The sequence below is a fragment of the Microbacterium sp. GCM10027623 genome (assembly GCF_042666935.1).
In the GTDB taxonomy this organism is placed as follows: domain Bacteria; phylum Actinomycetota; class Actinomycetes; order Actinomycetales; family Microbacteriaceae; genus Microbacterium.
The window spans coordinates 344,123-368,648 of record NZ_JBHTHE010000001.1; the positions used below are offsets into that span (position 1 = coordinate 344,123).

Sequence of the window (24,526 nt, forward strand, 5' to 3'; positions counted from 1 at the left end):
CCGCCGTCGGCACCACGCCCTAGGCTCATGAGGTGGCATCCCCCGCATCCGCTCCTGCGTCGCTGAACCGCGAGATCCTGCACCTCGCCGTGCCCGCGCTGGGCGCGCTGGTCGCGGAGCCGCTGTTCCTCATCCTCGATGCGGCGATGGTCGGCCACCTCGGCACCGTCCCGCTCGCCGGACTCGGCATCGCCAGCGCCGTGCTGCAGACGATCGTCGGACTGATGATCTTCCTCGCCTACTCCACCACTCCCGCCGTCGCCCGCCGCTTCGGCGCGGGCAAGCCGGGCGACGCGGTCTCAATCGGCATCGACGGGATGTGGTTCGCGCTCGGACTCGGCGCGGTGCTCGCCATCATCGGCGCCGTCTCCACTCCCTGGCTGGTCGCACTGTTCGGACCCACGGATGCCGTCGCCACCGAGGCCCGCACGTATCTGGCCATCTCGATGTGGGGCCTGCCCGCGATGCTCATCGTCTTCGCTGCGACGGGCTTGCTGCGCGGGATGCAGGACACCGTCACACCCCTCTGGATCGCCGGTCTCGGCTTCGGTGCCAACGCCCTGCTGAACTGGCTGTTCATCTACGGCCTCGGCTGGGGCATCGCCGGATCCGCGTTCGGCACCGTAACCGCGCAGTGGGGCATGGTCGCCGCGTACGTGGTCGTCATCCGCCGCCTCGCCCTGCGGCACGGCGCCTCCATGAAGGCGCAGCGCGCCGGCATGCGCGGCACCGCCCGCTCGGGCGGCTGGCTGTTCCTGCGCACCGTCAGCCTGCGCGCCGCGCTGCTCATCACGGTCGGCGTCGCGACCGGAATCGGCACGCACGAGCTCGCCGGCTGGCAGATCGCGTTCACGATCTTCTCCACGGCCGCCTTCGCCCTGGACGCGCTCGCGATCGCCGCCCAGGCGCTGATCGGCAAGGGCCTGGGCTCCGGCGATCTGGCCCAGGTGCACCGGGTGCTGCGCCGCACGGTCGCCTGGGGCGTGTGGTTCGGCGTGCTCGTCGGAACGGTCATCGCGGCGCTGTCGGGCGTGCTCGGCATCGTCTTCACCGGTGACGCCGCCGTGGCCGCCCTGGTGCAGCCCGCGCTGCTCGTGCTGGCCGTCGCCCAGCCGGTCGCCGGGGTCGTCTTCGTGCTCGACGGCGTGCTGATGGGCGCGAACGACGCCCGTTACCTCGCGATCGCCGGTCTCCTCAACCTCATGCCGTTCCTGCCCGTGCTGTGGATCATCTCCGCCACGGGCGTCGACGGCACCGCGGGTCTGCTGTTGCTCGCCGTCGCGTTCTTCGGCGTCTACCTGCTCGCCCGACTCGGCACGCTCGGCTGGCGAGTGCGCACCGACCGATGGACGAGAGTGGCTGCCTGAGGGTCAGGCCACCTCGCCGGCGGCCACCGTCTCGGCGAGCATGTGCACGCGGGGCAGGTGGTGGGCGCCGTAGAAGTCGGCGGACACCAGACGCGCAGCATCCGACTCGTCCTGCGTCTCGTGCGCGAGCACGGCGACGACGGCGAGCGCGTGCATCCATCCGCCGGCGAGCGTGCCGAGCAGCATCAGATACGGCACGCTCACGCCGTAGGCGTCGCGGGTCGGGCCGAAGCGGATGACGGATGCGGTGGCCGTGCGCCCTGCGGCGATCGCCCGCTCCAGCCGATCGGCGGTGCGCGCGGCCACGGCGTCGGCCCGTTCGCGGAGAGCCTGGACCGTCTCCTCCATCGAGGCGAACAGGCTCTCGGCGGTGACGCCACCGTCACGGATCACCTTGCGGCCGATGAGGTCGTTCGCCTGGATCGCGGTGGTGCCCTCGTAGATCGGCATGATCCTGGCATCCCGGTAGTGCTGAGCGATGCCGGTCTCCTCGATGAAGCCCATTCCCCCGTGCACCTGGATCGCGTCGCTGGTGAGCGCGACCGCGTCCTCGGTCGTCCAGCCCTTCAGCACGGGGACGAGGAAGTCTGCGAGGGCGCCTGTCCCGTCCGCCTCGGCTCGGTCGAACAGGTCGCCGAGATACACGCCGAGCGCCCGCATCGCGAAGATGCGGCTCTGCATCGACAGCAGCAGACGGCGCACATCCGGATGCTCGGCGATGGGGGTGCCGGCCGGGCGGTCCAGGACCGCGCCCTGGAGACGCCCGCCCGCGTACGCGACGGCCTGCTGGTACGCGCGTTCCGAGATGCCGGTGGCCTGGAAGCCCATCCCCGCGCGGGCGGAGTTCATCATCACGAACATGCCTGCCAGTCCCCCGCCGACCTCGCCGACGAGGTAGCCGGTGGCATCCTCGTATGCGAGCACGCAGGTCGGGCTGCCGTGGATGCCGAGCTTGTGCTCGATCGCGACGGTCGTCACGGCGTTGCGCTCACCGGGAGCGCCGGCGTCGTCGGGCAGGAACTTCGGCACCACGAAGAGCGAGAGCCCCTTGGCACCCGCGGGAGCATCCGGGGTTCGCGCGAGCACGAGGTGCACGATGTTCTCGGCGATGTCGTGGTCGCCCCAGGTGATGAAGATCTTCTGACCGCTGACCCCCCACGATCCGTCGCCGCGCGGCGTCGCGACGGTGCGGATCGCGCCCAGATCGGTGCCGGCCTCCGGCTCGGTGAGATTCATCGTGCCGGTCCACTCGCCCGAGACGAGCTTGGTCAGGTACGTCTCGCGGATGTCGTCGGATGCGGCCGCATCCAGCGCGTGGATCTGTCCGGCCGTCAGCAGCCAGCACAGCGCGAATGCCGCGTTCGATCCGTTCCAGATCTCTCCGAGGCCCGCGCGGATCGAGCCGGGGAGCCCGTCCCCGCCGGCGGATTCGGGAGCCTCGGCGGTGATCCAGCCGGCCTCGACGAATGCCCGGTAGGCGTCGGCGAATCCTGCCGGCAGGCGCACCTGGTCGCCGTCCAGGCGCGCGCCCTCCCGGTCGCCGATCGCCTCGAGCGGGGCGAGGACGGATGCCGCGAACTCGCCGGCCCCGGCGAGGATCTCGGTGGCGTCGTCCGCACTGAAGGCACCGCCGGTGCCGCGCGCGACGAGATCAAGTCCGAACGCCTCGCCGAACAGGAAGGCGTAGTCCGAGACCGGGGGGATGTATTCGGATGCCACGGTGCACTCCATTCCGAGATGTCGCAGATGGGACTCCGGTTCAGTGTACGCGAGACTGCGTGTCACGTCACCCGTGTCGTGTCACCCCTCGAGGCGCTCAGGCGTACCGGCGACACCATTCGTACATCACGACGGCAGCCGCAGCGCTCGCATTGATCGACCGGGTCGACCCGTACTGAGTGATCTCGACGTGGCCGGATGCCGCCGCGAGCGCCTCCGGCGACAGTCCCGGCCCCTCCTGACCGAACAGCAGCACGCAGCGCTCGGGCAGCTCGGCGCGATCGACCGGAACCGCCTCGCCGACGTTGTCGACGGCGACGATGGGCAGGCCGGCCTCCGTCGCCCACTCGGCGAAGGCCTCCACATCGGGGTGGTGCACGACGTGCTGGTAGCGATCGGTGACCATCGCCCCGCGCTTGTTCCAGCGGCGACGCCCGATGATGTGCACCGTGTCGGCGAGGAAAGCATTGGCACTGCGCACGATCGAGCCGATGTTCATGTCGTGCTGCCAGTTCTCGATGGCGACATGGAACGGATGCCGTTGCAGGTCGAGGTCGGCGACGATGGCGTCCATCCGCCAGTAGCGATAGCGATCGATGACGTTGCGGGTGTCGCCGTGTGCGAGCAGCTCCGGGTCGAAGTGCTCCTCGGTGGGCGGTTCGCCCTGCCAGGGACCGACACCATGGGTGCTGCGCTCGGGGGTGCCGTCGGAGGCCTGCTCGTCCATTCCCTCCAGCGTAGTCGCGGTGCGCAGGCGGCTCTCGGATGACTTTTAGGTACACCGAAAAGTCGCTATGATTTCGGCATGCCTAAAACTGTCGTGATGCCCGAGACCGGGCAGTCCCCCGCGCCGAGGATGCGCGGACTCTGGCTGCTCGGGCCGGCCCTCGTGGCCGGTGTCGCCTACCTCGACCCCGGCAACGTCGCCAGCAACATGACGGCCGGCGCCCGATACGGGTACCTGCTGGTGTGGGTGGTGATCGCGGGCAATGTCATGGCGTGGCTCATCCAGTACCTCTCCGCCAAGCTCGGTCTGGTCACCGGTCTCAGCCTCCCCGAGGTGCTCGGCCGCCGGATCCGCAACCGCTGGGCACGCCGCGCGTTCTGGCTGCAGGCCGAGCTCGTCGCGATGGCCACCGACATCGCCGAGGTCCTCGGCGGCGCGGTCGCACTCAATCTGCTCTTCGGCATCCCGCTCGTCTACGGCGGCATCATCACGGGCGCGGTGTCGATCGCGCTGCTCGCGGTGCATTCCCGTCGCGGACCGCGGCACTTCGAGTTCGTGATCATCGGACTCATGGCGGTGATCACGATCGGATTCGTCGCCGGGCTCTTCGTGGCGCCGCCCGATCCGGCGGGTATCGTCGGCGGGATGCTGCCGCGCTTCGCCGACAGCGGATCGGTGCTGCTGGCCGCATCCATCCTCGGCGCGACGATCATGCCCCACGCCATCTACGCGCACAGCGCGCTGGCGCGCGACCGCTTCCCCTCCTTCGAGGATCCCGCCCGCACCGCAACGAAGCCCTCGATCCGCACTCTGCTCACCGCCACCCGCTGGGACGTCACCATCGCCATGGTGATCGCCGGCTCCGTGAACCTCGCGATCCTGCTGCTGGCTGCGGCGAATCTGCCCGGCGTCGAGGGCACCGACTCGCTCGAGGGCGCGCATGCCGCCATCAGCGCCAATCTGGGCGGGCTGATCGGCACGCTCTTCGCGGTCGGACTGCTGGCATCCGGTCTCGCATCGACGTCGGTCGGGGCGTACGCCGGCGCCGAGATCATGCACGGGCTGCTCACCATCCGCGTCCCGCTGCTCGCCCGGCGGCTGGTCACCCTCATCCCTGCGCTCGTCATCCTCGGGATCGGCTTCGATCCCACCCTCGCACTGGTGCTGAGCCAGGTCGTGCTGTCCTTCGGCATCCCCTTCGCCCTCGTCCCGCTGGTCGCTCTCACGGCGCAGCGCCGCACGCTCGGCGAGCACGTGAACAGGCGCATCACGACGGTCCTCGGCATCCTGTTCGCCGTCCTGCTGATCGCCCTGAACGGCGTGCTGCTGTGGCTGGTGCTCACCGGGGCGGTGGTGGTCAACGGGTGCTGAACTCCTCCGTCCACTGCGAGGCTGCGCCGTCGGCGACGCGGTACCAGGCCTCGGGAACCGCGACCACCGTCGCCTCGCCCGTGACCCGCACCTTCGCGTTCGCCGCGGTGACCTCCTCGCCGTTCACGTAGTAGGTGATGCCGTCCACCCGCTTGGGCACCTGCACCTCGTCGTGAGCCGTGCCGGGGCGGTCCTTGAACTTCGGCGCGGGCGGGGTCACCGCGCGGGTCAGGATCGGCACGTCCGCCCAGTCGATGTCGCTCGCCAGGTAGAACGAGGTGTATGCGGGCTGGTTGTAGGTCGTCTGCTGACGAGCCGTCTCGGCGCGGTACTGCAGGTCGTGCATGAGCGTGGTCAGCTTGTGCGAGGTCACCTCGGTCGACGTGTAGAAGCGCAGCGCGCTCGAATCGGCCGTGCGCACCAGCAGCTCCTCGCGCCAGTCGCCCAGCACGTCGGCGACCAGGGACGGGTTGCCCTTGGTGCCGTTGTTCGTGCGGGTACCCGTCGCGGTGAGCATCGTGCCGCGCGTCCAGTCGTCGATCGTCGGCGTCGCCTCGCCGCTGCCGTTCACGATCTGAGTGGTCAGGTCGCCCGCCCAGCGGATCGACATGTTCGTGCCGGGCGTGCTCGCGGACAGGATCTCGCCCTTCGCACTGAGCAGCCCACTGGCATCCGTGCCGCCGGGCATGCTCGACCACACCTCGATGCCGGGCACGTCGGCGCGCACGTCGCCGATCATCGCGCGGCCGGTGTCCTTGCCGGAGTACGCCCCGAACTGCACCTCGCCGGTGGCGGCATCGCGCAGCGCCGAGCCGTACGGCGCGTACGCGCCGCCCTCATGCGCCGTCCAGATCTCCAGACCGTCCCGGTTCGGGTCGATGTCCGCGACGTGCATGGCATCGCCGTGGCCGAGGCGCACATCCGCGCCCGGGTCGGCGCTGCCGTCGGGCAGCACGTCGTGCGAGCTGTACAGCACGCTGCCGTCGTCGTCGAAGGTCACCGAGCCGTAGACCAGCTCCTGTCTGCCGTCGGAGTCGACGTCGGCGAAGCTCAGCGAGTGATCGCCCTGTGTGGTGATCCCGCCGTACACCGGGTCGCTGCCGTCGCGTCCGTGCGGTGAGTCGTTGAACGGGTTGGTGAGAGGCACCTGACCGCTGTCTACCTGCCAGCGCTGGGTGAGATTCCTGCCGTCCCAGTCGAAGGTGGTCACGGTGGTGCGGGTGTAGTAGCCGCGTGCGAACGCGGCCGACGGGTGCCGCCCGTCGAGGTATCCGACGCCCGAGAGGAAGCGGTCCACGCGGTTGCCCGGCTCGATGCGCGACATCGCGTAATCGCCCCACAGCAGGCCGTCGTCCCCGCGGTCGGTCGGGTAGGCGATGGTCTTCAGTTCCTTGCCGGTGGCGCCGTCGAAGACGGTCAGATACTCCGGCCCGTCGAGGATGAAGCCCTCGAACTCGCGCAGCAGGTTCTTGTCGCTGCGGCTGGGCGCGTACACGTCGATGAACGTGTCGGCCAGGTCCTCGGCATCCGCCCGGCTCAGCGGGTACTCGTGCGTGACGGGCATCCCCCACGCCTCTTCGAGCGTCGCCGGCCACTGGCCGGAGACGACCTCGGGGCGCTCACTCCAGCCGAGGAACATGTCCACCAGGTGCTGCTCGTAGTCGGCGGCGCTCAGGCGGTAGTCGTCGTCGTTCGAGTACCCGGCCCTGCGGTCGGATCCCGGGATCGTGATGTACTTCTCGGATGCCACGGAGCCGTCGGGCCGGTAGGTGATCGACTTGGTGCCGGGCGCGGTCTTCAGCATGGTCTCCGCGCGGCCGTCGCCGTCGAAGTCGTACGTGAGGAACTGCGTGTAGTGCGCGCCCGCGCGGATGTTCACGCCGAGGTCGAGGCGGTTCAGCAGGGTGCCGTCGAGCTCGTACGTGTCGATGTAGACGTTTCCGGTGTAGCCGCGCTGCGAGACGTCCTTCGAGTTGGAGGGATCCCACTTGACGACGTACTCGTACTGTCCGTCGCCGTCGACGTCGCCGACCGAGACGTCGTTCGCGGAGTACGTGTAGGCCTCGCCCACCGGGGTGACCCCGTCCGCCGGCTTCTGCAGCGGCAGGTCGTGGAAGCCCTGCGACCAGGCGGTGACGGCGTCCGACGCCGCCAGCTCGACGCCGTTCACGATCGGGGCCACCGTGTAGGTCGAGTCGGCGGAGCCGTCGGCATCCGCGTAGTTCGTGCTGTCGGTGACGACCGCGATGCGCTCGCCGTCGCGATGGACCGCGAAGTCGGGGCCGGCGAGACCGGTCGAGGTCGCACCGGTCGCCTCGGAGCCCAGCAGGCGCCAGCTGAGGAAGACGCCGTCGTCGGTCGAGACGGCGACGAGGCCGCGGTCGAGGGTCTCGAGCTGGGGGACGCCGGAGACCGGCTTGCCGCCCGCCGGGGAAGCGGATGCCAGCGCCGCCGGCGTGCCGACAGCGAGCATGCAGCCTGCGGTCACCACCGCCAGGGACAGCCGGAACGGGCGGGATCTGGGATTCGACATTGAAACTCCTCTGGGCTGGGGCCGTTGGATAGCGCTTTCCGCGCCCCGCCGAAGCTACCCCCGTCGCTCGTCGGGGTCAAGTGTTCTGAGACGATTCACATCCGGATGCCGGACCAGCCGTCGGGAGGACGACGCCCGCCTGCGCGGGGGCGCGCACCGGGCCCGGGTAGGCTCGAGGCATGCCCTCCGCCCCCGCCGACAAGCATCGCGACGACTCCGAAGCGCGCCGCGCGATGAGGCTGAGCACCTGGTTCGCGCTCGTCGCCGGGGCTCTGGGCGTGGTGCTCATCGCGTGGCCGTACCTGCTGCCCGCAGGCGGCCCCTGGGTGCAGCTCGTCCTCGGCGCGATGACGCTGTTCTTCGCGTTCCGCGCGCGCACCATCGGATCCCGCGGCGTGGACGACTACGACGGGCGGCTGTCGCTGCTGGCGGCCCTCGCCGGCTTCGCGATCCTCTTCTTCGCCGGTAACGCGGCGTTCAAGGTGCTGGCCGCCCTGGGCGGCTGAGGCGGTTGAGATGGCGTCCCCCGCGTTCGACGACTACCTGAAGACGGTGTACTCGCACACCGAGTGGCAGGATGCGCCGATCACGCCCTCGCAGCTCGCCGCCGCGCTGGCCATCGCGCCGTCCAGCGTCACCGAGATGGTGAAGAAGCTGGCCGCCGCTGGTCTCGTCTCGCACGTGCCGTACGGCGCGGTGCGGCTGACGGATGCCGGTCGAGACCGCGCCCTGCACATGCTGCGCCGGCACCGGCTGATCGAGACCTGGCTGGTGCGCGAGTTCGGCTACGCCTGGCATGAGGTGCACGACGAGGCCGAGGTGCTCGAGCACACCATCAGCGACCGCCTGCTGCAGGCCATCGACGAGCGTCTGGGCCGTCCGCGCTTCGATCCGCACGGCGACGCCATCCCCGACGAGGACGGACGCGTCGAGCGCGAGCCGTTCGTGCTTCTCGCCGAGGCCGCCGAGGGCCATTCCGGTCGCGTGCTCCGGGTGAGCGACCGCGACCCCGAGCTGCTCCAGGCGGTGGAGGATGCGGGCATCACGGTCGGCGCACAGCTGACGGCGACCGCCTCGGGGGCGATGCTCGGCGGGGCTCCGGTAGCGCTGCCGGAGGGCGCCGCGGATGCCATCTGGCTCACCGCCTGAGCATCTTCACCTGCGATCCCCTGAGCACTCCGCCTAGGCTGGGCTCACGCGAAGGGATCCCGATGACTCAACAGGACATGCTGTTCGTGGTGGCGGTCGTCATCATCCTGACCGTGCTCACGCTCGTCACGATCCAGCTGCTCAAACCGCGCCGGCGCGATCAGCGCGGCGAATGGTATGAGGGCCCCTGGGACGACGAGGATCGTCCGAGAGGCCCCCGGGGCTGACGGCTGCGCGCCGGGTCAGGACTTGACCGACCCGCTCATCAGGCCGCCGATGAAGTACTTGCCGAGCAGGATGTACACCGCCAGCGTGGGGATCGACGCGATGAGCGCCCCCGCCATCGATGCACCGTAGTTCGACAGCTGCGCGCCCTGCGACAGGTTCACCAACGACAGCGACACCGGTCCCTGGTTGGCGTCCGAGAGGAACAGCGCGAACAGGTAGTCGTTCCACGCCGAGGTGAACTGCCAGATGATGGTGACGACGAACCCGGGCAGTGACAGCGGCAGGATGATGCGCCAGTACGAGGCGAGCATGCCCGCGCCGTCCACGCGCGACGCCTCCATGAGCTCTTCCGGAACGCCCTCGTAGTAGTTGCGGAAGATCAGCGTGCAGATCGGCAGACCGTAGATGATGTGCACGAGCAGCAGGGTGAGGATGTTGCTGGGCAGTCCGAGCGATGTCTTCAGCTGCACCAGCGGCACCATGATCGCCTGGTACGGGATGAACATGCCGAACAGGATCAGCGTGAACACGAGGTTGGCGTACGGGAACTTCCACCGCGAGAGCACGAAGCCGTTCATCGAACCGAGCATCGCCGAGATGACGGCGGCGGGGATCGCCAGCAGGAACGTGCGCCCGAGCGGGGCGGCCAGCGCCTCCCATGCGGTCGCCCAGTTGCCGAGGCCGGTGTTGCCGTCGGCATCCGTCTGCCAGGGCCAGCGCGCGGGCCAGGCCCACGACGTGACCGCGCTGACGTCGGACGGCGGCTTGAGGCTGGTGACGACGAGCACGTAGACGGGCATCAGCACGATGACCACGAACAGCAGCAGCAGCACGTACTTGGTCGTGCGGCCGACGCGCGCCCGCGTGCGGTGCGCGGTGGGGATGTTCCCGGAGGTGGTGGTGCGGCGTTCGATTCCGGTTGCGACGGTCACTTGCGTGCCCTCCTCTCGGCGCGGGCCGTGGAGATCAGGTACGGCACGATGAAGATGCAGACCAGCAGCAGCAGGACGGTCGCGATCGCGGATGCCTTGCCGTACTCACCGCCGGTGAGGGCGGTCCACATGTACGTCGCGGGGACCTCGGTGATGTAGACGGGGCCGGTGACGGCCATGATCAGGTCGAAGACCTTCAGGGACATGTGGGCGACGATCACGAGGGCCGACAGCGCGACCGGACTCAGCTGAGGGAAGACGACGTAGCGATACAGCTTCCACTCGCTCGCTCCATCCATGCGGGCCGCTTCGCGCAGCTCTTCGGGGATGCCGCGGAAGCCGGACAGGAACAGTGCCATCACGTAACCGGAGAGCTGCCAGATGGCCGGCATGGCCATCGCGGCCATGCCCCACAGCGGCTGGTTGTACCAGTCGTTCTGCAGACTGCCGAGCCCGATGGAGTCCAGCAGCCGGTTCAGGCCCGAGGCGCGATCGCCCTGGGCGGAGCTGAGCAGCCAGCGCCAGACGACACCGGATGCCACGAACGAGACGGCCATCGGGAAGAGGTAGATCGAGCGGAACACGCCCTCGGCGGTCACGCCCTTGTCGAGCATCCAGGCCCAGAGGAACCCGAACAGCATCGTGCCCACCATGAAGAACACGGTGAAGACGCCGAGGTTGGCCAGCGAATGCAGGAAGCGCGGCTCGGTCAGCAGATCGGTGAAGTTCTGCAGGCCGACGAACTCGGAGGCGCTCAGCGCGGAGTCCTTCGTCATCGCCGTGGAGAAGTTCAGGCCGATCATCACGTAGACGAAGATGCCCAGCAGCACGATCGTCGGCGAGATCAGCAGCAGCGGCGGCCCCCAGTTGCGGATGCCCTTGCGCATGGACGCCCTCCTTCGGACGGGGATGTGCGCGGGGCGACGTGGTGACGCCGCCCCGCGCACGCGGTTGTTCGATTACTTGCCGAGGCCCTTGGTCTGCGCCTGGACGAGCGCATCCTGCAAGGTCTTGGCGTCCTGGGTCGAGACGAACTGCCCGATCGCCGAGGTGATGTCGTTCAGCCAGGAGACCTTCACCGCGGCGCCGTGGGCCAGCGAGCTGACCACGGTGTCCTTGGCGAACGAGGCCATCGCACCCTGCTGGTACTCGGGGTAGTCCGTCGCGACCGCGTCGGTGCGCGCCGGGATCGAGCCCTTGGCGAGGTTGAACGCCTTCTGCCCGTCGGCGGAGCTGATGGTCTTCAGCCAGTTCTTCGCGCCCCCGGCGTGCGGTGCGCCCACCGGAAGGGTGAACGAGTCGGCGAGGAAGTCGAAGGTGCCGTCGGTGCCCGGTGTCGGCCACGTCGTGTAATCGGTGCCGTAGGTCTTGCCCTTGGCGTCGAACTCGGCGAGCGCCCAGTCGCCCATCACGTTGTAGGCGGCGGTGCCGTCGATCACCATGTCCGTCGCGACGGGCCAGTCCTGACCCGTGCCGTCGGTGTTCGCGAACGACAGCAGCTTCGTGTAGTCCTCGATCGCCTTGGTGACCTTCGCGTCGTCGAACTTCGTCGAGCCGTCCCACAGGCCGGTGTATCCCTCGGCGCCGAGGTCGGCGAGCAGCACGTTCTCGAACAGCTGCACCTGGGTCCAGTCGGTCGCCACCGAGAGCGGCGTCTCGATGCCGGCGTCCTTCAGCTTCTGCATGTCGGCGAGCCAGGCGTCGATGTCGGCCGGCGCGGCCTTCGGGTCGATGCCTGCCTGGGTCAGCACCTCGGTGTTGACCCACACCACGTTGGCGCGGTGGATATTGCTGGGCACCGAGTAGATCTTTCCGTCCACCGTCAGGCGGTCCAGCAGCGTGGACGGGAAGACCTCGTTCAGGCCGTTGTCCTCGTAGAACGAGCTGAGGTCCTCGATCTTGTCGGCCTCGATGTAGTCGGTGAGCTCGGCCCCGGCATGGGCCTGGAACGAGTCCGGCGGGTTGTTCGCCTTCAGACGCGACGCGAGTGCGTTCTTCGCGTTCGAGCCGGCGCCACCGGCGACGGCCGCGTTGACGAACTCCGTGTCGGGGAACTGCTCGCCGAACACGGTGACGAGCGCGTCGAGGCCGGTCTTCTCGGATCCGGATGCCCACCACGTGAACACCTCGACCTGGCTGTCGTCGTCCGACCCACCCTTGTTTCCGCTGTCGGCGTTGCCGGAGCAGCCGGCGAGCGCGATCGCGGTGATGGCGATACCCGCTACTGCGGCGAGTGCCTTGCGCATGTGATCCTCCGTTGGATGATGACAGCCTGCGTTCCGCAGGCCTTCTGCCATGGAATATGAAAACGTTGCCAAACGCAACCGCGAGGCGGTCACAACCCGGTAACGCCCGGGTCGGAGGCGCTTCAGGACGGTGGCGTCTCGCCCGAGCCGCGCTCGACCAGCCGCGTGCCGAGCACGATGCGCCGCTCGGGACCGGACAGCCCGGCGATGCGGTCGAAGAGCAGTCCGGCCGCCGCGTCGCCGATCGCCCAGGGGTCCTGGGCGATGGTCGTCACCGGCGGCGTCATCAGCTCCGCCAGCTCGAAGTCGTCGAATCCCACCAGTGCCGGGTGCGCGTCCAGCAGCCGCAGCGCCTTGAGCACGGCCTTGGTGGTGCGGCTGTTGGTGGTGAACAGGGCGGTCGGCGGGTCGGCCAGCGAGAACATCTCGCGCAGCGCCTCGACGCAGGGGTCGACGTCGTCGTCGACGGCCACGATCAGCTCGGGACGGGTCTCGAGCCCGGCATCCCTTACGCCCTGACGGAACCCGGCCTGCCTGCGCTCGGAGGTGAAGCGCCCGGAGGTGTGCGCGATGCAGGCAATGCTGCGGTGCCCCGCCTGCACCAGATGCTGGACCGCGTCGGCTGCGCCGCGCTCGTTGTCGACGACGACGAGGTCGGCGTCCAGGCCGTTCGGAGGCCGGTCGACGAAGACGATCTCGGTACCGGCGGCCCGCTCGGCGGCGAGGAAGGAGACGTCGGCTTCCTCGTGCGCGACGACGATCAGCCCGTCGAGGCGGCGGCTCAGCATGCGTCGGAGCACGCGCTCGCCCTCGACCGGGTCGTCGCCGGCTGACGCGACGAGGACGAGCAGGTCGCGCTCCTGCGCCCGCTCCTCCACGGTGCTGACGAGCTGGGCGTAGAACGGGTCGGAGATGCGCGTGACGACGACGCCGATCGTGCGGGCGGAGCCGGTGCGCAGCGTGTGTGCGAAGTCGTTCCGGCTGTAGCCGAGTTCCGTGATCGCGCGCTCGACCGCCTTGCGCTTGCTCCGGCTGACGCCGCTCTTCTCGGAGACGACGCGCGACACCGTCGACAGGCCGACGCCGGCACGGGCGGCGACGTCCTTCATCGTCGGCCGACCCACGGCGTCGGCGTTCTCGTCGTTCATCTTCGCCACACAGGGAAGATTCGCATGAAAACGTTGTCAAGTCCAGGTCGGACGCCGCGCCTATGCTGATCGGAGCGCACGGCGCGGAGGTGCGCGACGCGCGACGGGGAGGTGCGGATGGGTGCTCTGGACGACGGCGACCGGATCACGGCAGCGGATGCCGCCAGCTGGCGAGCCTGGCTGGAGGCCCACCACGAATCGTCGAACGGCGTCTGGCTGCTGAACGTGCGCGGCGCCGCGGCCGAGGGTGTCGGATATGAGGATGCCGTGCGCCACGCGCTGTGCTTCGGCTGGATCGACGGCCCCGTGCGCACGTTCGCCGAGAAGTCCGTCGGGCAGTGGTTCTCGCCGCGCAGGCGGGGCAGCGGCTGGGCGGCGACCAACAAGGTGCGTCTCGCCGAGCTCGAGTCGGCCGGGCTGCTGGCGCCCGCCGGCATCCGGGTCATCGAGGAGGCGAAAGCCGACGGCTCGTGGAGCATGCTGGACGGCCCCGAAGCCGGCATGGAGCCCGAGGATTTCGCGTCGGCCCTGGATGCCGTGCCCGCCGCGCGTGCGGCGTGGGACGACTTCCCGAAGTCGGTCAAGAAGCAGGGCCTGACGCTGATCGCCACGGCGAAGCGCGCCGAGACCCGTGCGGCCCGGATCGCGAAGATCGTCGCGGATGCCGCCGAGGGCCGGAGGCCCTGACGCTCCGCATGGGCGACCCAGTCTTCATTGTCGCGCCTTCACTGTTCACGCCCCGTACGTCGTTCCGGAGCCTGCCGAGCTCGTTGCCCGTGCAGTTCCGGCGCAGTGAAGCGCCCTGAGTCTGCTGGAGACTCAGGGCGCTTCACTCACGCTCTGACCGAGCCGTCGGCGTTGTCCCTCGCGAAGCGTTCTGCGAAGACTTGCGCGGCGATTCCGTATCCCTCGAACGCCTTTGCGACGCCGGCGTAGGCTGCGACCTGCACGAACACCTCAACGATCTCTTCGGGGGTAGCGCCGTTGTTCAATGCGATGCGGATCTGGCCGCGGAGGGGTTCCAGGGTTCCGAGGGTCGCCGCAATGGCGACCGAGACGAGGCCTCGGGCGCGGTGGTCGAGGTTCTCTGTGCGGGGCCAGGCGTCGCCGAATGCCTGGATGGTGGCGATGCGCTTGAAGTCTGCGCCGTTCGCCGGCTCTCCGGGGGTTGCGACGAGGAACGGCTCAAGGCGGCCGCCGAGCATCTGCTCGGCGTAGTCGAGGGCGGCGGTGTAACTGCGGCCGGAGTCTGTGGTCATGAGAGGTCCGCTCTCGTAGTTCTCAGAGCCGCTTGCGATCGGGGTTGGGAAGGGGACGGGGTAGGGCTGCCCGTTGTCGGCGGAGCGGCTGACATCGGCCCACTTCTCGTCATCGGCGAGGAGTCGACGGTCCTGCGCGATCGCCATTTCGGAGGCGATGACGCCGAGGGTCAAGTTGGTCGGAAGGTCGGCGCGTTGAGCGATCTGCACCAGGATCTCGCCTGCCCGTTCGGGCTCGCCGGGGCTGCTCTCCGGCCCCTGCCGCAGGGAGCTGTTCATGACCCCGACCGTGTCTGCGTAGTGCGACGGCACGTCATGGACCGTCATCGAGGCGCCTGCCCAGTCGGTCCGGAAGCCGCTCGGTTCGACGACGAGCACGCGGACGCCGAACGGCTCGGTCTCTTCGCGGAGAACCCGGCTGAAACCGTCGATGGCGAACTTCGCCGCCTGGTAACTTCCGATCCCGGCCGAGCCGCCGACGCGTCCGCCGATCGAGGAGATCTGGAGGATGAGCCCCGTGCCCTGCGTGCGGAAGATGGGGATGGCGGCACGGGAGACGTGGTAGACGCCCCAGAAATTGGTCTCGAACTGCTCCCGGAAGTCCTCGACCGAGCCGGTTTCGATGGGTGCGACGTTGGCATAGCCGGCGTTGTTGACGAGGACGTCGATGCGGCCGAAGCGTCTGACCGTGTCGGAGAGTGCCTGCTCCACCTGCGATGGATCGGTGACGTTCAGCTCGAGAGGGAGCACTCGTTCGCCGAACTCGGCGACGAGGGCGTCGAGCTGTCCTGGTGTACGTGCGGTGGCTGCGACGCGATGACCTGCAGTCAGGGCGGCGCGGGCGATCGCGTTTCCGATGCCGCGGGAGGATCCGGTGATGAACCATGTTTGTTCCATGGGTTTAGTACAACACTGTTTTACTAATAACGCAACCTCGATGCGCTATGGTGGGGTCATGTCCGGTTTCCAGCGTGCGCGAAGTGCCGAGGCCAAGCAGCAGCGCGACAGGGCGATCCTCGATGCTGCACAGGTACTGGCATCCCGAGACGGAATACGGTCGGTCACCTTGACCGGTATCGCGCAGGAGATCGGGATGCACAAGTCTGCGTTGTTGCGTTACTTCGAGACGCGAGAACAGATATTTCTGCGCCTGGCGGCGATCCAGTGGGCGGAATGGGGTCCCGAGGTGAGCCTCGGAATCGCTCCGCTTCACGAAGCGGAGCAGGTGGGCGACGTGATCGCTCGATCGTTGACCGACCGTCCATTCTTCTGCGATCTGCTCGCCCACGTCCCCCTGTCCCTGGAACGAAACGTATCCATCGACTCGGTTCGGGCTTACAAGCTCGTCACCCACCAAGAGATCGATCGCATCAGCGGCGCGCTTCGCACTGTGTTCCCCGAGCTGATCGAGCAGGACGGGATCGACGTGATCTCCGCCACGATCTCCACCGCAGGCGCAATGTGGCAGATGTCGACCCCCGGAGAGGTGCTGGCGGGGATCTACCGAAGCGACCCCCGCCTGGGCCACGCAGTCATCGATCTCCGACCGACTCTCGCTCGGATCATCACCGCCGTGATCGTCGGCCTCCGACAGGCCCGACGGATGACTCCCAGCTGAGTCGTGCAACCCAGCGCGCCGGGCCCGCGACGACGTCTGACCGCGCCCGACCTTCCTCGTGTCACAGACGGTCCCTGAAACCGCCTCAACACGGCAACGCAATCCCGCGGGACAGCGTCCCTCCCATGCACCCCGCCGACTGAGCGATCGCCCTGCGGCAGGGGCTCGGCGTCGCATCACGTGCAAAGTCGGGTGGCGGGCACCCAGTGTGGTGTCTAACGTGGAGCCTGATGCCGGCCCGACACCGGGGCTGCCCGTCCTGGCGAACGGAGATCAATGACCTTTCGCAGGTCCCGACTCGCTCTCGTCAGCGCTCTCGCGCTGGCTCTCTCCGGGTGCGCCACCGCAGCTGTGCCCGGAACCACGCCGACGGCAACCGAAGGATATGTGGAACTGGCTCTCTCCGAGACGTGCACAGAGGGGTCCGATCCGCAGTGCATCGCCGTCGGTGATAACTATGTGATGCGCCCCTCAACTTTCGAGCGCGCCCCCGTCGCTGACGCCGCAGCAGGCGAAGGCCAGCAGCAGGGCGCCGTTGACATCACTTTCACCGCGGAGGGAGCCGCGATCCTCCATGACCTCACCGGGCAAGCAGCCGAGGCCGGGAGCGACTCCCGTCTCCTCCTCAAAGCCGGCGGCGAAATAATAGGAGCAACCGTGGTGATGGAAGCTCTACTGGGCGACCGCATCACCGTCGCACTCCCACCCGAACGCACTGCCTTAGAAGTGATCGACCTGATGCACCGCACCTGAGGCTTGAAGCTGACCCGTTGCGCGGCGGTGGGCGCCAAGGGTGGGTCCAGCACGTGCGCGATTCGTGTGAGACCGATCTGAGTATGATGTGTCTTCGTGACATGGTGAGCCGGGAAGTCTGGTCGGCAGCAGTCTTGGAGACTGCTTCGTTCGACTCGGAGTCGACCAATGACTGTTGCAATCCGTGTGGTGGGCGATGATCTGCCTTCACTTGTCCCTTTGATGCGCGAGATGCACGGTTCGGACCGCCCTCGTTGTGTCGTCATCGCTGTGGATCTCCGAGGAGCCGCGTCACGGCGCGACGCAAAGCGCAGGATGCATCAGGCCCTCGAAGACGCAATGGAGGGTGTCAATGCGGCACCGGCAGTGCGACACGTGCTCCTGGCCATCGCCCGCGGAGACCAAGCGAGGACGTGGGTCGATGCGACAGCGTCGTCGATTCTCACACGAACGCATGCGGCTGTTCAGCTGAGAATGGCGCGGGATATCGAGTTCACGTCGTTGGACATCAGCGAGTGCACGAATCCGGAACTGTTGGCCGACCGCATCGTCGAGCGGGGCGAGAGCATGTCGCAGACTCACGGTGTGGTGGTGCTGGACTGGGCGGATATCAGCAGTCAGTCGATCGCTGCTGCGGCTCGGGAGATCTTCTCCTGACGGTACGATGGGAGAGGCGCGTCGGGAAGTCTGGTCGACACCTCACCAGTCGACCACTTCCGGGAAGTTGCCCATGACCCGCGACACCACGCCGTCCACCGCGTCCCGCTTTCCTCATTGGCCGGGAGCCGCCGAAGCCGGGCGAATCAGTTCGCTGCTACGGAAAGAAGCGGTCGGAGGAATCCTCCTCGTGGTTGCCGCTGCGATCGCGATCGTGTGGGCGAACTCGCCGGGATCCGAGTCCTACTTCGCACTCCGAGATCTTCAGATCGGCTACGAACCGTGGCATTTGAACCTCACGCTCGGCACATGGGCAGCGGACGGGCTGCTGGCGGTGTTCTTCTTCCTCGTCGGTCTTGAGCTCAAGCGGGAGGTCGTCGCGGGTGACCTCCGCCACTTCGGCACCGCCATCGTGCCCATCACCGCGGCCGTCGGCGGGGTGATCGTCCCCGCTCTCATCTACACCGCGGTCGTGTGGGAGCAGGAGTCGCTGCGTGAGGGGTGGGCGATCCCCACTGCAACCGACATTGCTTTCGCAGTCGCGGTGCTCGCGCTGGTCGGCTCCCACCTGCCCAGCCCCTTACGGGTGTTCCTCCTGACTCTTGCCGTCGTCGACGACCTCATCGCCATTCTCATCATTGCCGTGTTCTACACGAGCGAGATCGATGTGCTCATGCTGGTGATCGCGGTTGCGGTCGTTGCCGTTTATGGCCTCCTCGCTCAGCGCTACCGGACGTTCTTCCGAGAGAAGGCCTTCGCGGCCTGGCTCATCTTGCTCCCTCTGGGATTCACCGCGTGGGCGTTCCTGCACGCCTCCGGCATTCACGCGACGATTGCCGGCGTCGCCTTGGCGTTCACGATCCCCGTGCGGTCGAGGCGCGCAGATGTGGGTGCGTCCCGCGGTATGGGTCTCGCCGAAGAGTTCGAGCACCGGTTCCGTCCTCTTTCCGCCGGCGTCGCCGTGCCGATCTTCGCGTTCTTCGCTGCGGGAGTATCCGTCGGTGGAGTCGACGGCATCCTGCGCGCCGCCACGGATCCTGTCACCATCGGAGTCGTCGCGGGCCTCGTCCTGGGCAAGCCCATTGGCATCGTTCTCTCCGTCCGCCTGCTCACATGGGTCACGAAAGTCCGGCTCGACCCCGCCCTGCGGTGGATCGACCTCATCGGTCTCGGGCTACTTGCGGGAATCGGATTCACCGTGTCGCTCCTGATCGCAGAACTCAGTTTCGACGCAGAGAGCCTGCACGGGGACGACGCCAAGATCGCGATCATGATCGCCTCGCTCCTCGCGTCACTCCTCGCCTCAAGCATCCTGGTCGCCCGCAACCGCCGCTACAGGGCAATCGCACGCGCAGAGACCGTCGACGAAGACGGCGACGGCACCCCCGATATCTACCAGGACACGAACCCGACGCGCCCCGCCCGCTAGAGGCGGCCAAGCTTCCCGATGCACTCGTCGGCCACCGTCACTGAACCCACACTGCCGCCTCGCCCTCCGGAGTTGACGTTGCGCTGCGCCAGAGCCCGGCGGCGCGATCTGGGAAAGGGCACACTCATCGCGCCACGCTAGCCCGGCAAGGCACCGCGAATGCCACGGCGGAGCACAACTCCGGAGATCAGCACAACTCCGCACGTTCGGCGCAGATCGCTCCGAGATCGTGCAGATCTGCGAAGTTGCGCCGAACCCGCTGTGCCGTCCGCCGCTACTGCGGGTCGAGCCCGAGGTCGTCCAGGTCGAATGCGGCCAGCCACTGCAGGCCTTCGGCCTCGATGGCGGCCTGCGCACCGGTCTTGCGGTCGACGATCACCGCGACGGCGATGACCTCGGCGCCCTCACGGCGCAGCACCTCGACGGCCTTCAGTGCCGACTGCCCGGTGGTGGAGGTGTCCTCCACCACGATGACGCGCTTGCCCGCGACATCCGCCCCCTCCACCTGGCGTCCGCGACCATGGTCCTTGGGCTCCTTGCGCACGACGAAGGCGTCCAGCGGACGGCCGGAGGTCACCGACGCGTGCAGCACCGAATTGGCGATCGGGTCGGCGCCGAGCGTGAGCCCGCCGACGGCGGAGATGTCGTGATCCTTGATGAGGTCGAGCATGATGCGCCCGATCGCGGGCGCGGCGCGGTGATCGAGGGTCAGTTTGCGCATGTCGACGTAGTACGTCGCCTTCTTGCCGCTGGAGAGCGTGAAGTCGCCGTGGAACACCGCCTCGGCGGTGATGAGGTCGAGCAGGGCCTGGCGGTCAGCGGCGAGATCGGTCACGGCATCCAGTGTATGGGCCGGTCTGTCCGGGTCGCGCTGCCGCGTCCGCTACCCGGATGGCACGGGCTGGCCTAGCGTGGAGGCAAGGAGGCCCCATGTTCTCGTACGATCCCTATGCCGCCCTCGCCGAACTGCGTCCCGTCCCGCCGCTGGAGCTGACCAGCCCCGACTTCGCCGCCGGCGGTCCACTGCCCGGCTTCGCCTGGTCGTCGAGCCGTGGCGGAGAGGACCAGCATCCGACGCTGGAATGGTCCCAGCCGCCTGCCGGCACGCTCAGCTTCGCCGTCTCGTGCTTCGACCCGGATGCACCGACCGGCTCGGGGTTCTGGCACTGGGCGGCGTACAACCTGCCCGCCGACACGCGCCGGCTGGAGAGCGGCGACGGCACCGCGACGAGCCTGCCCGCCGGAAGCGCGGTGCTGCCGAACGAGGCCAGACTCGAGCGCTACATCGGTGCCGCGCCGCCCGCGGGAACAGGCATCCACCGCTACTTCTTCGTGGTCGACGCGCTCGATGTCGACCGTCTGGACCTGGAGGTCGGCGCGACCCCCGGCGTGCTCGGCTTCAACCGCCACTTCCACACGCTGGCCCGCGGCATCCTGATCGGCACCGGCGACCCGACCGAGCGCTGACGGTCACGCCCGCGGCCCGGCGATCGCGACCGTCCAGGTCGCGATCGTTGTCGTTTGAACTGCTCCGGAGCGGCATCCATCGCGACCTGGACAGCGGATTCGCGTCCGGAACGGCATCCATCGCGACCTGGACAGCGGGCTCGCGTCCGGAGCGGCATCCATCGCGACCCGGACAGCGGATTCGGGGCGGCCCGGCGACGGCCGTCGCGACCCGACGCCGCGACCCGACGCGGCGACCCGACCCGACGTCGCGACCCGACGCGGCGACCCGCACCGGCGACCCGACGGAGCGATAGCGCCACGAGGCCGGCGACGTCCGCGGTCCCGAATAGGCTGGATGCATGCGTCTGGCCACCTGGAACATCAACTCGATCCGCACGCGCGTGGCGCGCGCCGTCGACTTCGCCGTGCGCGAGGACATCGACGTGCTCGCCCTGCAGGAGACCAAGTGCACACCCGAGCAGTTCCCGTACGCGCCTTTCGAAGAGGCCGGGTACCACGTCGAGGTGCACGGGTTCAACCAGTGGAACGGCGTGGCCGTCGCCAGCCGGCTGCCGATGACCGACGTGCGCACCTCGTTCGAGGGGCAGCCCGGCTTCGCCAAGGGGCATGAGGGGCCCGACGCTCCGCTGGAGGCGAGGGCGCTGGGCGTGGTGGTCGACGGCGTGCGGGTGTGGAGCCTGTACGTGCCGAACGGTCGGTCGCTGGGCGACCCGCACCTGACCTACAAGCTGCACTGGCTGGAGGCGCTGCGCGCCGCGACGGCGGCGGAGATCGCGGCGAACCCGAGTCGACCGCTCGCTCTGGTCGGGGACTTCAACATCATCCCCTTCGACAAGGACAACGGCGACCCGTCGATCGTCGAGGGTGTCTCCACGCACGTCTCCCCCGAGGAGCGCGCGGCGTTCTTCGCCCTGGAATCCGCCGGACTGACCGATGTCGTGCGCCCGCTGATTCCCGAGGGATTCACGTACTGGGACTATCAGCGGCTGAAGTTCCCCCGCAACGAGGGCATCCGCATCGACTTCGTGCTGGGCTCGCAGAGCTTCGCGGATGCTGTGACCGGCGCGTCCATCCACCGCAACGAGCGCAAGGGCGAGCAGCCGAGCGATCACGTTCCCGTGGTGGTCGACCTCTCCCTCGGCACGGCCGAGGAGGATGACGACCTGCCGATGATCTTCGCGTGACCCTGCGACAGGCTCAGGGACCGGGGCGACAGGCTCGGGGACCGGCGCGACGGGCTCAGGGACCGGAGCGCCGCGTCCGCCTGATCGCGACGGACCTCGACGGCACCCTGCTCGACGACGCGGGGAACGTCTCGCCGCGCACACGTGCCGCGCTGGATGCCGCTCGCGACGCCGGCATCCCGACGGTTCCCGTCACGGCCCGCCAGCCGATCGGTCTGCGTCCGATCGCCGCCCAGGCCGGATTCGACGGCTGGGCGCTCTGCGGCAACGGGGCCTACGGGGTGCATCTGACCACGGGCGAGCACCTGTTCGCCGAGGAGATCCCGGCCGAGGTGCAGCGCGGACTCGCCGAAGCGCTGCTCGAGGTCATCCCGGACCTGCTGTTCGCCAGCGTGCGGCATGCCGGCGAGGGCTTCGTCGCCCAGGACGGCTATGCCGCCATCGCGGATCTGAACGACCACAAGCGTCATCCGGAGTCGATGGGCGGGGTCCCACTGGCGGACGTGCTGGGCGCGCCGAGTCTGAAGCTCGTCATCCGGCATCCGTCCGTGCCGATCTCCGAGATCTTCAGCGCACTGCGCTCGCTCGGCCTGACCGGATTCGAGGCGACGATGTCGGGGGCGCCGTTCGTCGAGGTGATGGCGCAGGGCGTCACCAAGGCCACCGGCCTCGCGCAGGTCTGCGCGAGGCTGGGCGTGGACCGCAGCGAGGTTCTCGCCTTCGGCGATGCGCTGAACGACCTCGAGATGCTGGAGTGGGCGGGTCACGGCGTCGCCGTCGCGAACGCGATCGACGTGGTGCGGGAGGTCGCCGACGAGGTCACCGCCGCGAACACGGAGGACGGCGTGGCGCAGGCGATCGAGCGGATGCTGGCCGGCTGACGGTCCGATTCAGGACCCCATCGTGCCCGTCTCGACCTCGCCGGGGACCGGCGCGTAGCGCAAGAGCAGCGTGCCGCCGTCACCGCTCTCGGCGTGCAGGAGACGCAGGTTGGCGGGGGTCGAACCCTCCGGGAAGACCTTCTTGCCCCGGCCGAGCACGAGGGGGTACACCCAGAGCTGGAGCTCGTCGTAGAGCTGCTCGTGCAGCAGGGTCTGCACGAAGTCGATGCTGCCGATCACGTGCACGTCCTGGTGCTTCTCGCGCAGCCCCGCGATCTCGGATGCCAGGTCGTCGCCGACCCGGACAGAGTTCTGCCAGTCCAGGGCGATGTCGCTGTCCCGCGAGGCGACGTATTTCGGCACCCGGTCGAACAGCTGCCCGATGAAGCCCTCCGGCCCGTCCGTGTGGTGGGGCCAGTACCCGGCGAAGATGTCGTACGTCCGCCGGCCGAGCAGGAGCGCGTCCAGCGTCTCCATGCCCTGGCCGACGCTCCGGCCCACGGCCTCACTCGCCAGCGGTGCCTGCCATCCGCCGAAGGGGAAGCCGTCGCTGGGATCCTCCTCGGGTCCGCCCGGGGCCTGGGCGACCCCGTCGAGGGTGGTGAACAGGTCGATGATGATGCGTCCGGTCATGATGCGCTCCCTTGCAGTTCGGACGGCTCGTGCACGGTGACAGGTGCGATGTGAAAGGCGGAGGCGAAGGTGTCCAGCATCCGCTCATCGCCGCGCACCACGGCGACGATGTCGTTCTCGATGGCTTCCGCGCCGGTCACGGTTCCGGCGATGAGCAGACGGATGCCGGGTCCGGCGACGATCACGGCATCCGGCTCCCCGGCCGGCACCGCACCGCCGACGGGCGGTGCGGGCGGCGCCAGCTGCGCGATCCGCAGCACCCCGTCGGCCGCCTGCACGCGCAGGGCGACGTCACCGACGTGCAGCTCGATGTCGAGTCGGCCGGCCCACGACGACTGGAACGACGTGCGCAGGGCCATGGTGAGCGAATCGGGGGTGACGACGTCGTCCGGCGCGGGCTCCCCCATCGCCTGGAATCCCCAGCGCCCGATGGCCAGCACGATCGGCTCCAGCGCCCGCCCGTACGGGGTGAGCTCGTACACCAGACCGCAGTTCTTCAGCGAGACCCGGCGCACGACGCCGCCGCCCTGCAACTCCTTCAGCCGGGTGGCGAGGATGTTGGTGGGGATGCGCGGCAGCCCCTGCTTGAGGTCGGTGTAGCGCCGGGGCCCGACGAGCAGATCGCGCACGATGAGCAGCGCCCACCGCTCGCCGATCAGTTCGACGGCGGTCGTGACTCCGCAGTACTGGCCGTAGCTCCGTGCCGCCACGTCAGGCTGCGCCGCCGTGCTCCGCCATGTACGCGTCGGGCCCGTTCTCGGCCGCCTCGGGGACCATGTACAGGAAGCCCAGCGAGTTGCCGTCCGGGTCGTCCAGGTCGCGCGAGTACATGAAGCCGTAGTCCTGCGCGGGCTTGGGCTCGGAGCCACCTGCTGCCAGGCCCTTCGCCATGATCTCGTCGACCTCTTCGCGGGAATCGCAGCTGAACGCCGACGAGACCTGCAGCGACTGGGTCGGATCGACGATCGGCTTGTCAGTGAAGGTCGCGAAGAACTCGCGCGTGAGCACCATGAAGAAGATGTCCTCGCTCCAGACGATGCAGGCGGCGTTGTCGTCGGTGAACTCCGGATTGATGTCGCAGCCCAGCGCCGTGTAGAACGCCTTGGCGCGCTCCAGGTCGGAGGTGGGCAGGTTCACGAAGATCTTGGTCACGATGACTCCCTTGTCGATTGTGTCCGCCGACGCTTCGTCGGACTGGTGCCCATGCTTGCAAAAAGCAACC

General features: G+C 68.6%; 25 protein-coding genes. 13 read left to right on the forward strand and 12 right to left on the reverse strand.

All coding sequences use genetic code 11. The features are described 5' to 3' along the window. The first annotated feature begins 32 nt into the window (after positions 1 to 32). Complete coding sequence (locus ACFQY2_RS01540) at positions 33 to 1,367, forward strand: MATE family efflux transporter (protein ID WP_378743845.1); 1,335 nt, start codon at positions 33 to 35, stop codon at positions 1,365 to 1,367. A gap of 3 nt (positions 1,368 to 1,370) precedes the next feature. Here ACFQY2_RS01540 and ACFQY2_RS01545 read toward each other — a convergent pair whose 3' ends face one another. Both ACFQY2_RS01545 and ACFQY2_RS01550 read right to left on the reverse strand, forming a co-directional pair. Further along, on the reverse strand, positions 1,371 to 3,086 hold the full coding sequence (locus ACFQY2_RS01545) for an acyl-CoA dehydrogenase (protein WP_378743846.1): 1,716 nt from the start codon (positions 3,084 to 3,086) through the stop codon (positions 1,371 to 1,373). A 97-nt stretch (positions 3,087 to 3,183) separates the two neighbouring features. Further along, positions 3,184 to 3,813: a TrmH family RNA methyltransferase gene (locus ACFQY2_RS01550; protein WP_378743848.1), complete on the reverse strand. Its 630-nt coding sequence runs from the start codon at positions 3,811 to 3,813 to the stop codon at positions 3,184 to 3,186. 78 nt (positions 3,814 to 3,891) lie between these two features. Between ACFQY2_RS01550 and ACFQY2_RS01555 the strand changes: the two genes are divergently transcribed. Beyond that, entirely contained in the window at positions 3,892 to 5,184 is a 1,293-nt protein-coding gene (locus ACFQY2_RS01555) for an Nramp family divalent metal transporter (protein ID WP_378743849.1), read from the forward strand. Here the strand turns inward: ACFQY2_RS01555 and ACFQY2_RS01560 are convergent. After that, positions 5,171 to 7,717, reverse strand: a complete 2,547-nt coding sequence (locus ACFQY2_RS01560) for a rhamnogalacturonan lyase (protein ID WP_378743850.1) — start codon at positions 7,715 to 7,717, stop codon at positions 5,171 to 5,173. The genes ACFQY2_RS01555 and ACFQY2_RS01560 overlap by 14 nt on opposite strands. A 179-nt stretch (positions 7,718 to 7,896) precedes the next feature. Here ACFQY2_RS01560 and ACFQY2_RS01565 point away from each other — a divergent pair, with 179 nt between their 5' ends. From ACFQY2_RS01565 to ACFQY2_RS01575, 3 genes are all read left to right on the forward strand, one after another. Then, complete coding sequence (locus ACFQY2_RS01565; protein WP_378743851.1) at positions 7,897 to 8,223, forward strand: hypothetical protein; 327 nt, start codon at positions 7,897 to 7,899, stop codon at positions 8,221 to 8,223. Between the two features lie 10 nt (positions 8,224 to 8,233). Continuing rightward, complete coding sequence (locus tag ACFQY2_RS01570) at positions 8,234 to 8,866, forward strand: metal-dependent transcriptional regulator (protein WP_378743852.1); 633 nt, start codon at positions 8,234 to 8,236, stop codon at positions 8,864 to 8,866. 62 nt (positions 8,867 to 8,928) lie between these two features. Then, positions 8,929 to 9,093: a hypothetical protein gene (locus ACFQY2_RS01575; RefSeq protein ID WP_378743853.1), complete on the forward strand. Its 165-nt coding sequence runs from the start codon at positions 8,929 to 8,931 to the stop codon at positions 9,091 to 9,093. A 15-nt stretch (positions 9,094 to 9,108) separates the two neighbouring features. Here ACFQY2_RS01575 and ACFQY2_RS01580 read toward each other — a convergent pair whose 3' ends face one another. From ACFQY2_RS01580 to ACFQY2_RS01595, 4 genes are all read right to left on the reverse strand, one after another. Then, positions 9,109 to 10,026 (reverse strand): carbohydrate ABC transporter permease, encoded by a 918-nt coding sequence (locus tag ACFQY2_RS01580; protein WP_378743855.1) that lies wholly within the window; start codon positions 10,024 to 10,026, stop codon positions 9,109 to 9,111. Further along, positions 10,023 to 10,913 carry a carbohydrate ABC transporter permease gene (locus ACFQY2_RS01585; RefSeq protein WP_378743856.1) on the reverse strand — a complete coding sequence of 297 codons (891 nt, stop codon included), beginning with the start codon at positions 10,911 to 10,913 and terminating at the stop codon, positions 10,023 to 10,025. The genes ACFQY2_RS01580 and ACFQY2_RS01585 overlap by 4 nt, the downstream gene beginning before the upstream one ends. 72 nt (positions 10,914 to 10,985) lie before the next feature. Beyond that, entirely contained in the window at positions 10,986 to 12,272 is a 1,287-nt protein-coding gene (locus tag ACFQY2_RS01590) for an ABC transporter substrate-binding protein (RefSeq protein WP_378743857.1), read from the reverse strand. Positions 12,273 to 12,394: 122 nt separating this feature from the next. Then, positions 12,395 to 13,420 carry a LacI family DNA-binding transcriptional regulator gene (locus tag ACFQY2_RS01595; RefSeq protein ID WP_378745001.1) on the reverse strand — a complete coding sequence of 342 codons (1,026 nt, stop codon included), beginning with the start codon at positions 13,418 to 13,420 and terminating at the stop codon, positions 12,395 to 12,397. A 117-nt stretch (positions 13,421 to 13,537) separates the two neighbouring features. Here ACFQY2_RS01595 and ACFQY2_RS01600 point away from each other — a divergent pair, with 117 nt between their 5' ends. Beyond that, positions 13,538 to 14,107 (forward strand): YdeI family protein, encoded by a 570-nt coding sequence (locus ACFQY2_RS01600; RefSeq protein ID WP_378743858.1) that lies wholly within the window; start codon positions 13,538 to 13,540, stop codon positions 14,105 to 14,107. Positions 14,108 to 14,253: 146 nt separating this feature from the next. Here ACFQY2_RS01600 and ACFQY2_RS01605 read toward each other — a convergent pair whose 3' ends face one another. Continuing rightward, the gene (locus tag ACFQY2_RS01605; protein WP_378743859.1) at positions 14,254 to 15,576 is read right to left on the reverse strand and encodes an SDR family NAD(P)-dependent oxidoreductase; all 1,323 of its coding nucleotides are present in this window, start codon (positions 15,574 to 15,576) and stop codon (positions 14,254 to 14,256) included. On the opposite strand from ACFQY2_RS01605, the gene ACFQY2_RS01610 reads away from it, so the two are divergent. The 4 genes from ACFQY2_RS01610 to nhaA all read left to right on the forward strand — a co-directional run bounded on the left by ACFQY2_RS01610 (position 15,557) and on the right by nhaA (position 19,136). Further along, the gene (locus tag ACFQY2_RS01610; protein ID WP_378745002.1) at positions 15,557 to 16,297 is read left to right on the forward strand and encodes a TetR family transcriptional regulator; all 741 of its coding nucleotides are present in this window, start codon (positions 15,557 to 15,559) and stop codon (positions 16,295 to 16,297) included. The genes ACFQY2_RS01605 and ACFQY2_RS01610 overlap by 20 nt on opposite strands. Positions 16,298 to 16,684: 387 nt before the next feature. Continuing rightward, the gene (locus ACFQY2_RS01615; protein WP_378743860.1) at positions 16,685 to 17,050 is read left to right on the forward strand and encodes a hypothetical protein; all 366 of its coding nucleotides are present in this window, start codon (positions 16,685 to 16,687) and stop codon (positions 17,048 to 17,050) included. A 168-nt stretch (positions 17,051 to 17,218) separates the two neighbouring features. Continuing rightward, on the forward strand, positions 17,219 to 17,707 hold the full coding sequence (locus ACFQY2_RS01620) for a hypothetical protein (protein ID WP_378743861.1): 489 nt from the start codon (positions 17,219 to 17,221) through the stop codon (positions 17,705 to 17,707). Positions 17,708 to 17,780: 73 nt separating this feature from the next. Further along, a complete protein-coding gene (gene nhaA / locus ACFQY2_RS01625; RefSeq protein WP_378743862.1) occupies positions 17,781 to 19,136 on the forward strand; it encodes a Na+/H+ antiporter NhaA in 1,356 nt (451 codons plus the stop codon). Positions 19,137 to 19,410: 274 nt separating this feature from the next. On the opposite strand, the gene pyrE is transcribed toward nhaA, so the two are convergent. After that, complete coding sequence (gene pyrE, locus ACFQY2_RS01630; RefSeq protein ID WP_378743863.1) at positions 19,411 to 19,971, reverse strand: orotate phosphoribosyltransferase; 561 nt, start codon at positions 19,969 to 19,971, stop codon at positions 19,411 to 19,413. 95 nt (positions 19,972 to 20,066) lie between these two features. Here pyrE and ACFQY2_RS01635 point away from each other — a divergent pair, with 95 nt between their 5' ends. From ACFQY2_RS01635 to ACFQY2_RS01645, 3 genes are all read left to right on the forward strand, one after another. Beyond that, on the forward strand, positions 20,067 to 20,603 hold the full coding sequence (locus ACFQY2_RS01635; protein WP_378743864.1) for a YbhB/YbcL family Raf kinase inhibitor-like protein: 537 nt from the start codon (positions 20,067 to 20,069) through the stop codon (positions 20,601 to 20,603). A gap of 341 nt (positions 20,604 to 20,944) precedes the next feature. Continuing rightward, positions 20,945 to 21,790, forward strand: coding sequence for an exodeoxyribonuclease III (locus ACFQY2_RS01640; RefSeq protein ID WP_378743865.1), 846 nt, complete (start codon positions 20,945 to 20,947; stop codon positions 21,788 to 21,790). Continuing rightward, positions 21,787 to 22,671, forward strand: a complete 885-nt coding sequence (locus ACFQY2_RS01645; protein ID WP_378743866.1) for a Cof-type HAD-IIB family hydrolase — start codon at positions 21,787 to 21,789, stop codon at positions 22,669 to 22,671. Before ACFQY2_RS01640 ends, ACFQY2_RS01645 begins: the two co-directional genes overlap by 4 nt. Positions 22,672 to 22,680: 9 nt before the next feature. On the opposite strand, the gene ACFQY2_RS01650 is transcribed toward ACFQY2_RS01645, so the two are convergent. Genes ACFQY2_RS01650 through ACFQY2_RS01660 form a run of 3 tightly spaced genes read right to left on the reverse strand, consistent with a single transcriptional unit; the run spans position 22,681 to position 24,459 of the window. Then, positions 22,681 to 23,304, reverse strand: a complete 624-nt coding sequence (locus ACFQY2_RS01650) for a dihydrofolate reductase family protein (protein WP_378743867.1) — start codon at positions 23,302 to 23,304, stop codon at positions 22,681 to 22,683. After that, positions 23,301 to 24,014, reverse strand: coding sequence for a winged helix-turn-helix transcriptional regulator (locus ACFQY2_RS01655; RefSeq protein WP_378743868.1), 714 nt, complete (start codon positions 24,012 to 24,014; stop codon positions 23,301 to 23,303). Before ACFQY2_RS01655 ends, ACFQY2_RS01650 begins: the two co-directional genes overlap by 4 nt. Position 24,015: 1 nt before the next feature. Then, on the reverse strand, positions 24,016 to 24,459 hold the full coding sequence (locus tag ACFQY2_RS01660; RefSeq protein WP_378745004.1) for a VOC family protein: 444 nt from the start codon (positions 24,457 to 24,459) through the stop codon (positions 24,016 to 24,018). Between the last annotated feature and the right edge of the window lie 67 nt (positions 24,460 to 24,526).

Coding starts and splice junctions, on each gene's coding strand:
- ACFQY2_RS01600 (WP_378743858.1), top strand. CDS start 13,538: ATGGGTGCTCTGGACGACGGCGACCGGATCACGGCAGCGGATGCCGCC.
- ACFQY2_RS01575 (WP_378743853.1), top strand. CDS start 8,929: ATGACTCAACAGGACATGCTGTTCGTGGTGGCGGTCGTCATCATCCTG.
- ACFQY2_RS01565 (WP_378743851.1), top strand. CDS start 7,897: ATGCCCTCCGCCCCCGCCGACAAGCATCGCGACGACTCCGAAGCGCGC.
- ACFQY2_RS01595 (WP_378745001.1), bottom strand. CDS start 13,420: ATGAACGACGAGAACGCCGACGCCGTGGGTCGGCCGACGATGAAGGAC.
- ACFQY2_RS01555 (WP_378743849.1), top strand. CDS start 3,892: ATGCCTAAAACTGTCGTGATGCCCGAGACCGGGCAGTCCCCCGCGCCG.
- ACFQY2_RS01550 (WP_378743848.1), bottom strand. CDS start 3,813: ATGGACGAGCAGGCCTCCGACGGCACCCCCGAGCGCAGCACCCATGGT.
- ACFQY2_RS01610 (WP_378745002.1), top strand. CDS start 15,557: ATGAACCATGTTTGTTCCATGGGTTTAGTACAACACTGTTTTACTAAT.
- ACFQY2_RS01585 (WP_378743856.1), bottom strand. CDS start 10,913: ATGCGCAAGGGCATCCGCAACTGGGGGCCGCCGCTGCTGCTGATCTCG.
- ACFQY2_RS01620 (WP_378743861.1), top strand. CDS start 17,219: ATGACTGTTGCAATCCGTGTGGTGGGCGATGATCTGCCTTCACTTGTC.
- nhaA (WP_378743862.1), top strand. CDS start 17,781: ATGACCCGCGACACCACGCCGTCCACCGCGTCCCGCTTTCCTCATTGG.
- ACFQY2_RS01640 (WP_378743865.1), top strand. CDS start 20,945: ATGCGTCTGGCCACCTGGAACATCAACTCGATCCGCACGCGCGTGGCG.
- ACFQY2_RS01635 (WP_378743864.1), top strand. CDS start 20,067: ATGTTCTCGTACGATCCCTATGCCGCCCTCGCCGAACTGCGTCCCGTC.
- ACFQY2_RS01590 (WP_378743857.1), bottom strand. CDS start 12,272: ATGCGCAAGGCACTCGCCGCAGTAGCGGGTATCGCCATCACCGCGATC.
- ACFQY2_RS01650 (WP_378743867.1), bottom strand. CDS start 23,304: ATGACCGGACGCATCATCATCGACCTGTTCACCACCCTCGACGGGGTC.
- ACFQY2_RS01570 (WP_378743852.1), top strand. CDS start 8,234: ATGGCGTCCCCCGCGTTCGACGACTACCTGAAGACGGTGTACTCGCAC.
- ACFQY2_RS01560 (WP_378743850.1), bottom strand. CDS start 7,717: ATGTCGAATCCCAGATCCCGCCCGTTCCGGCTGTCCCTGGCGGTGGTG.
- ACFQY2_RS01605 (WP_378743859.1), bottom strand. CDS start 15,576: ATGGAACAAACATGGTTCATCACCGGATCCTCCCGCGGCATCGGAAAC.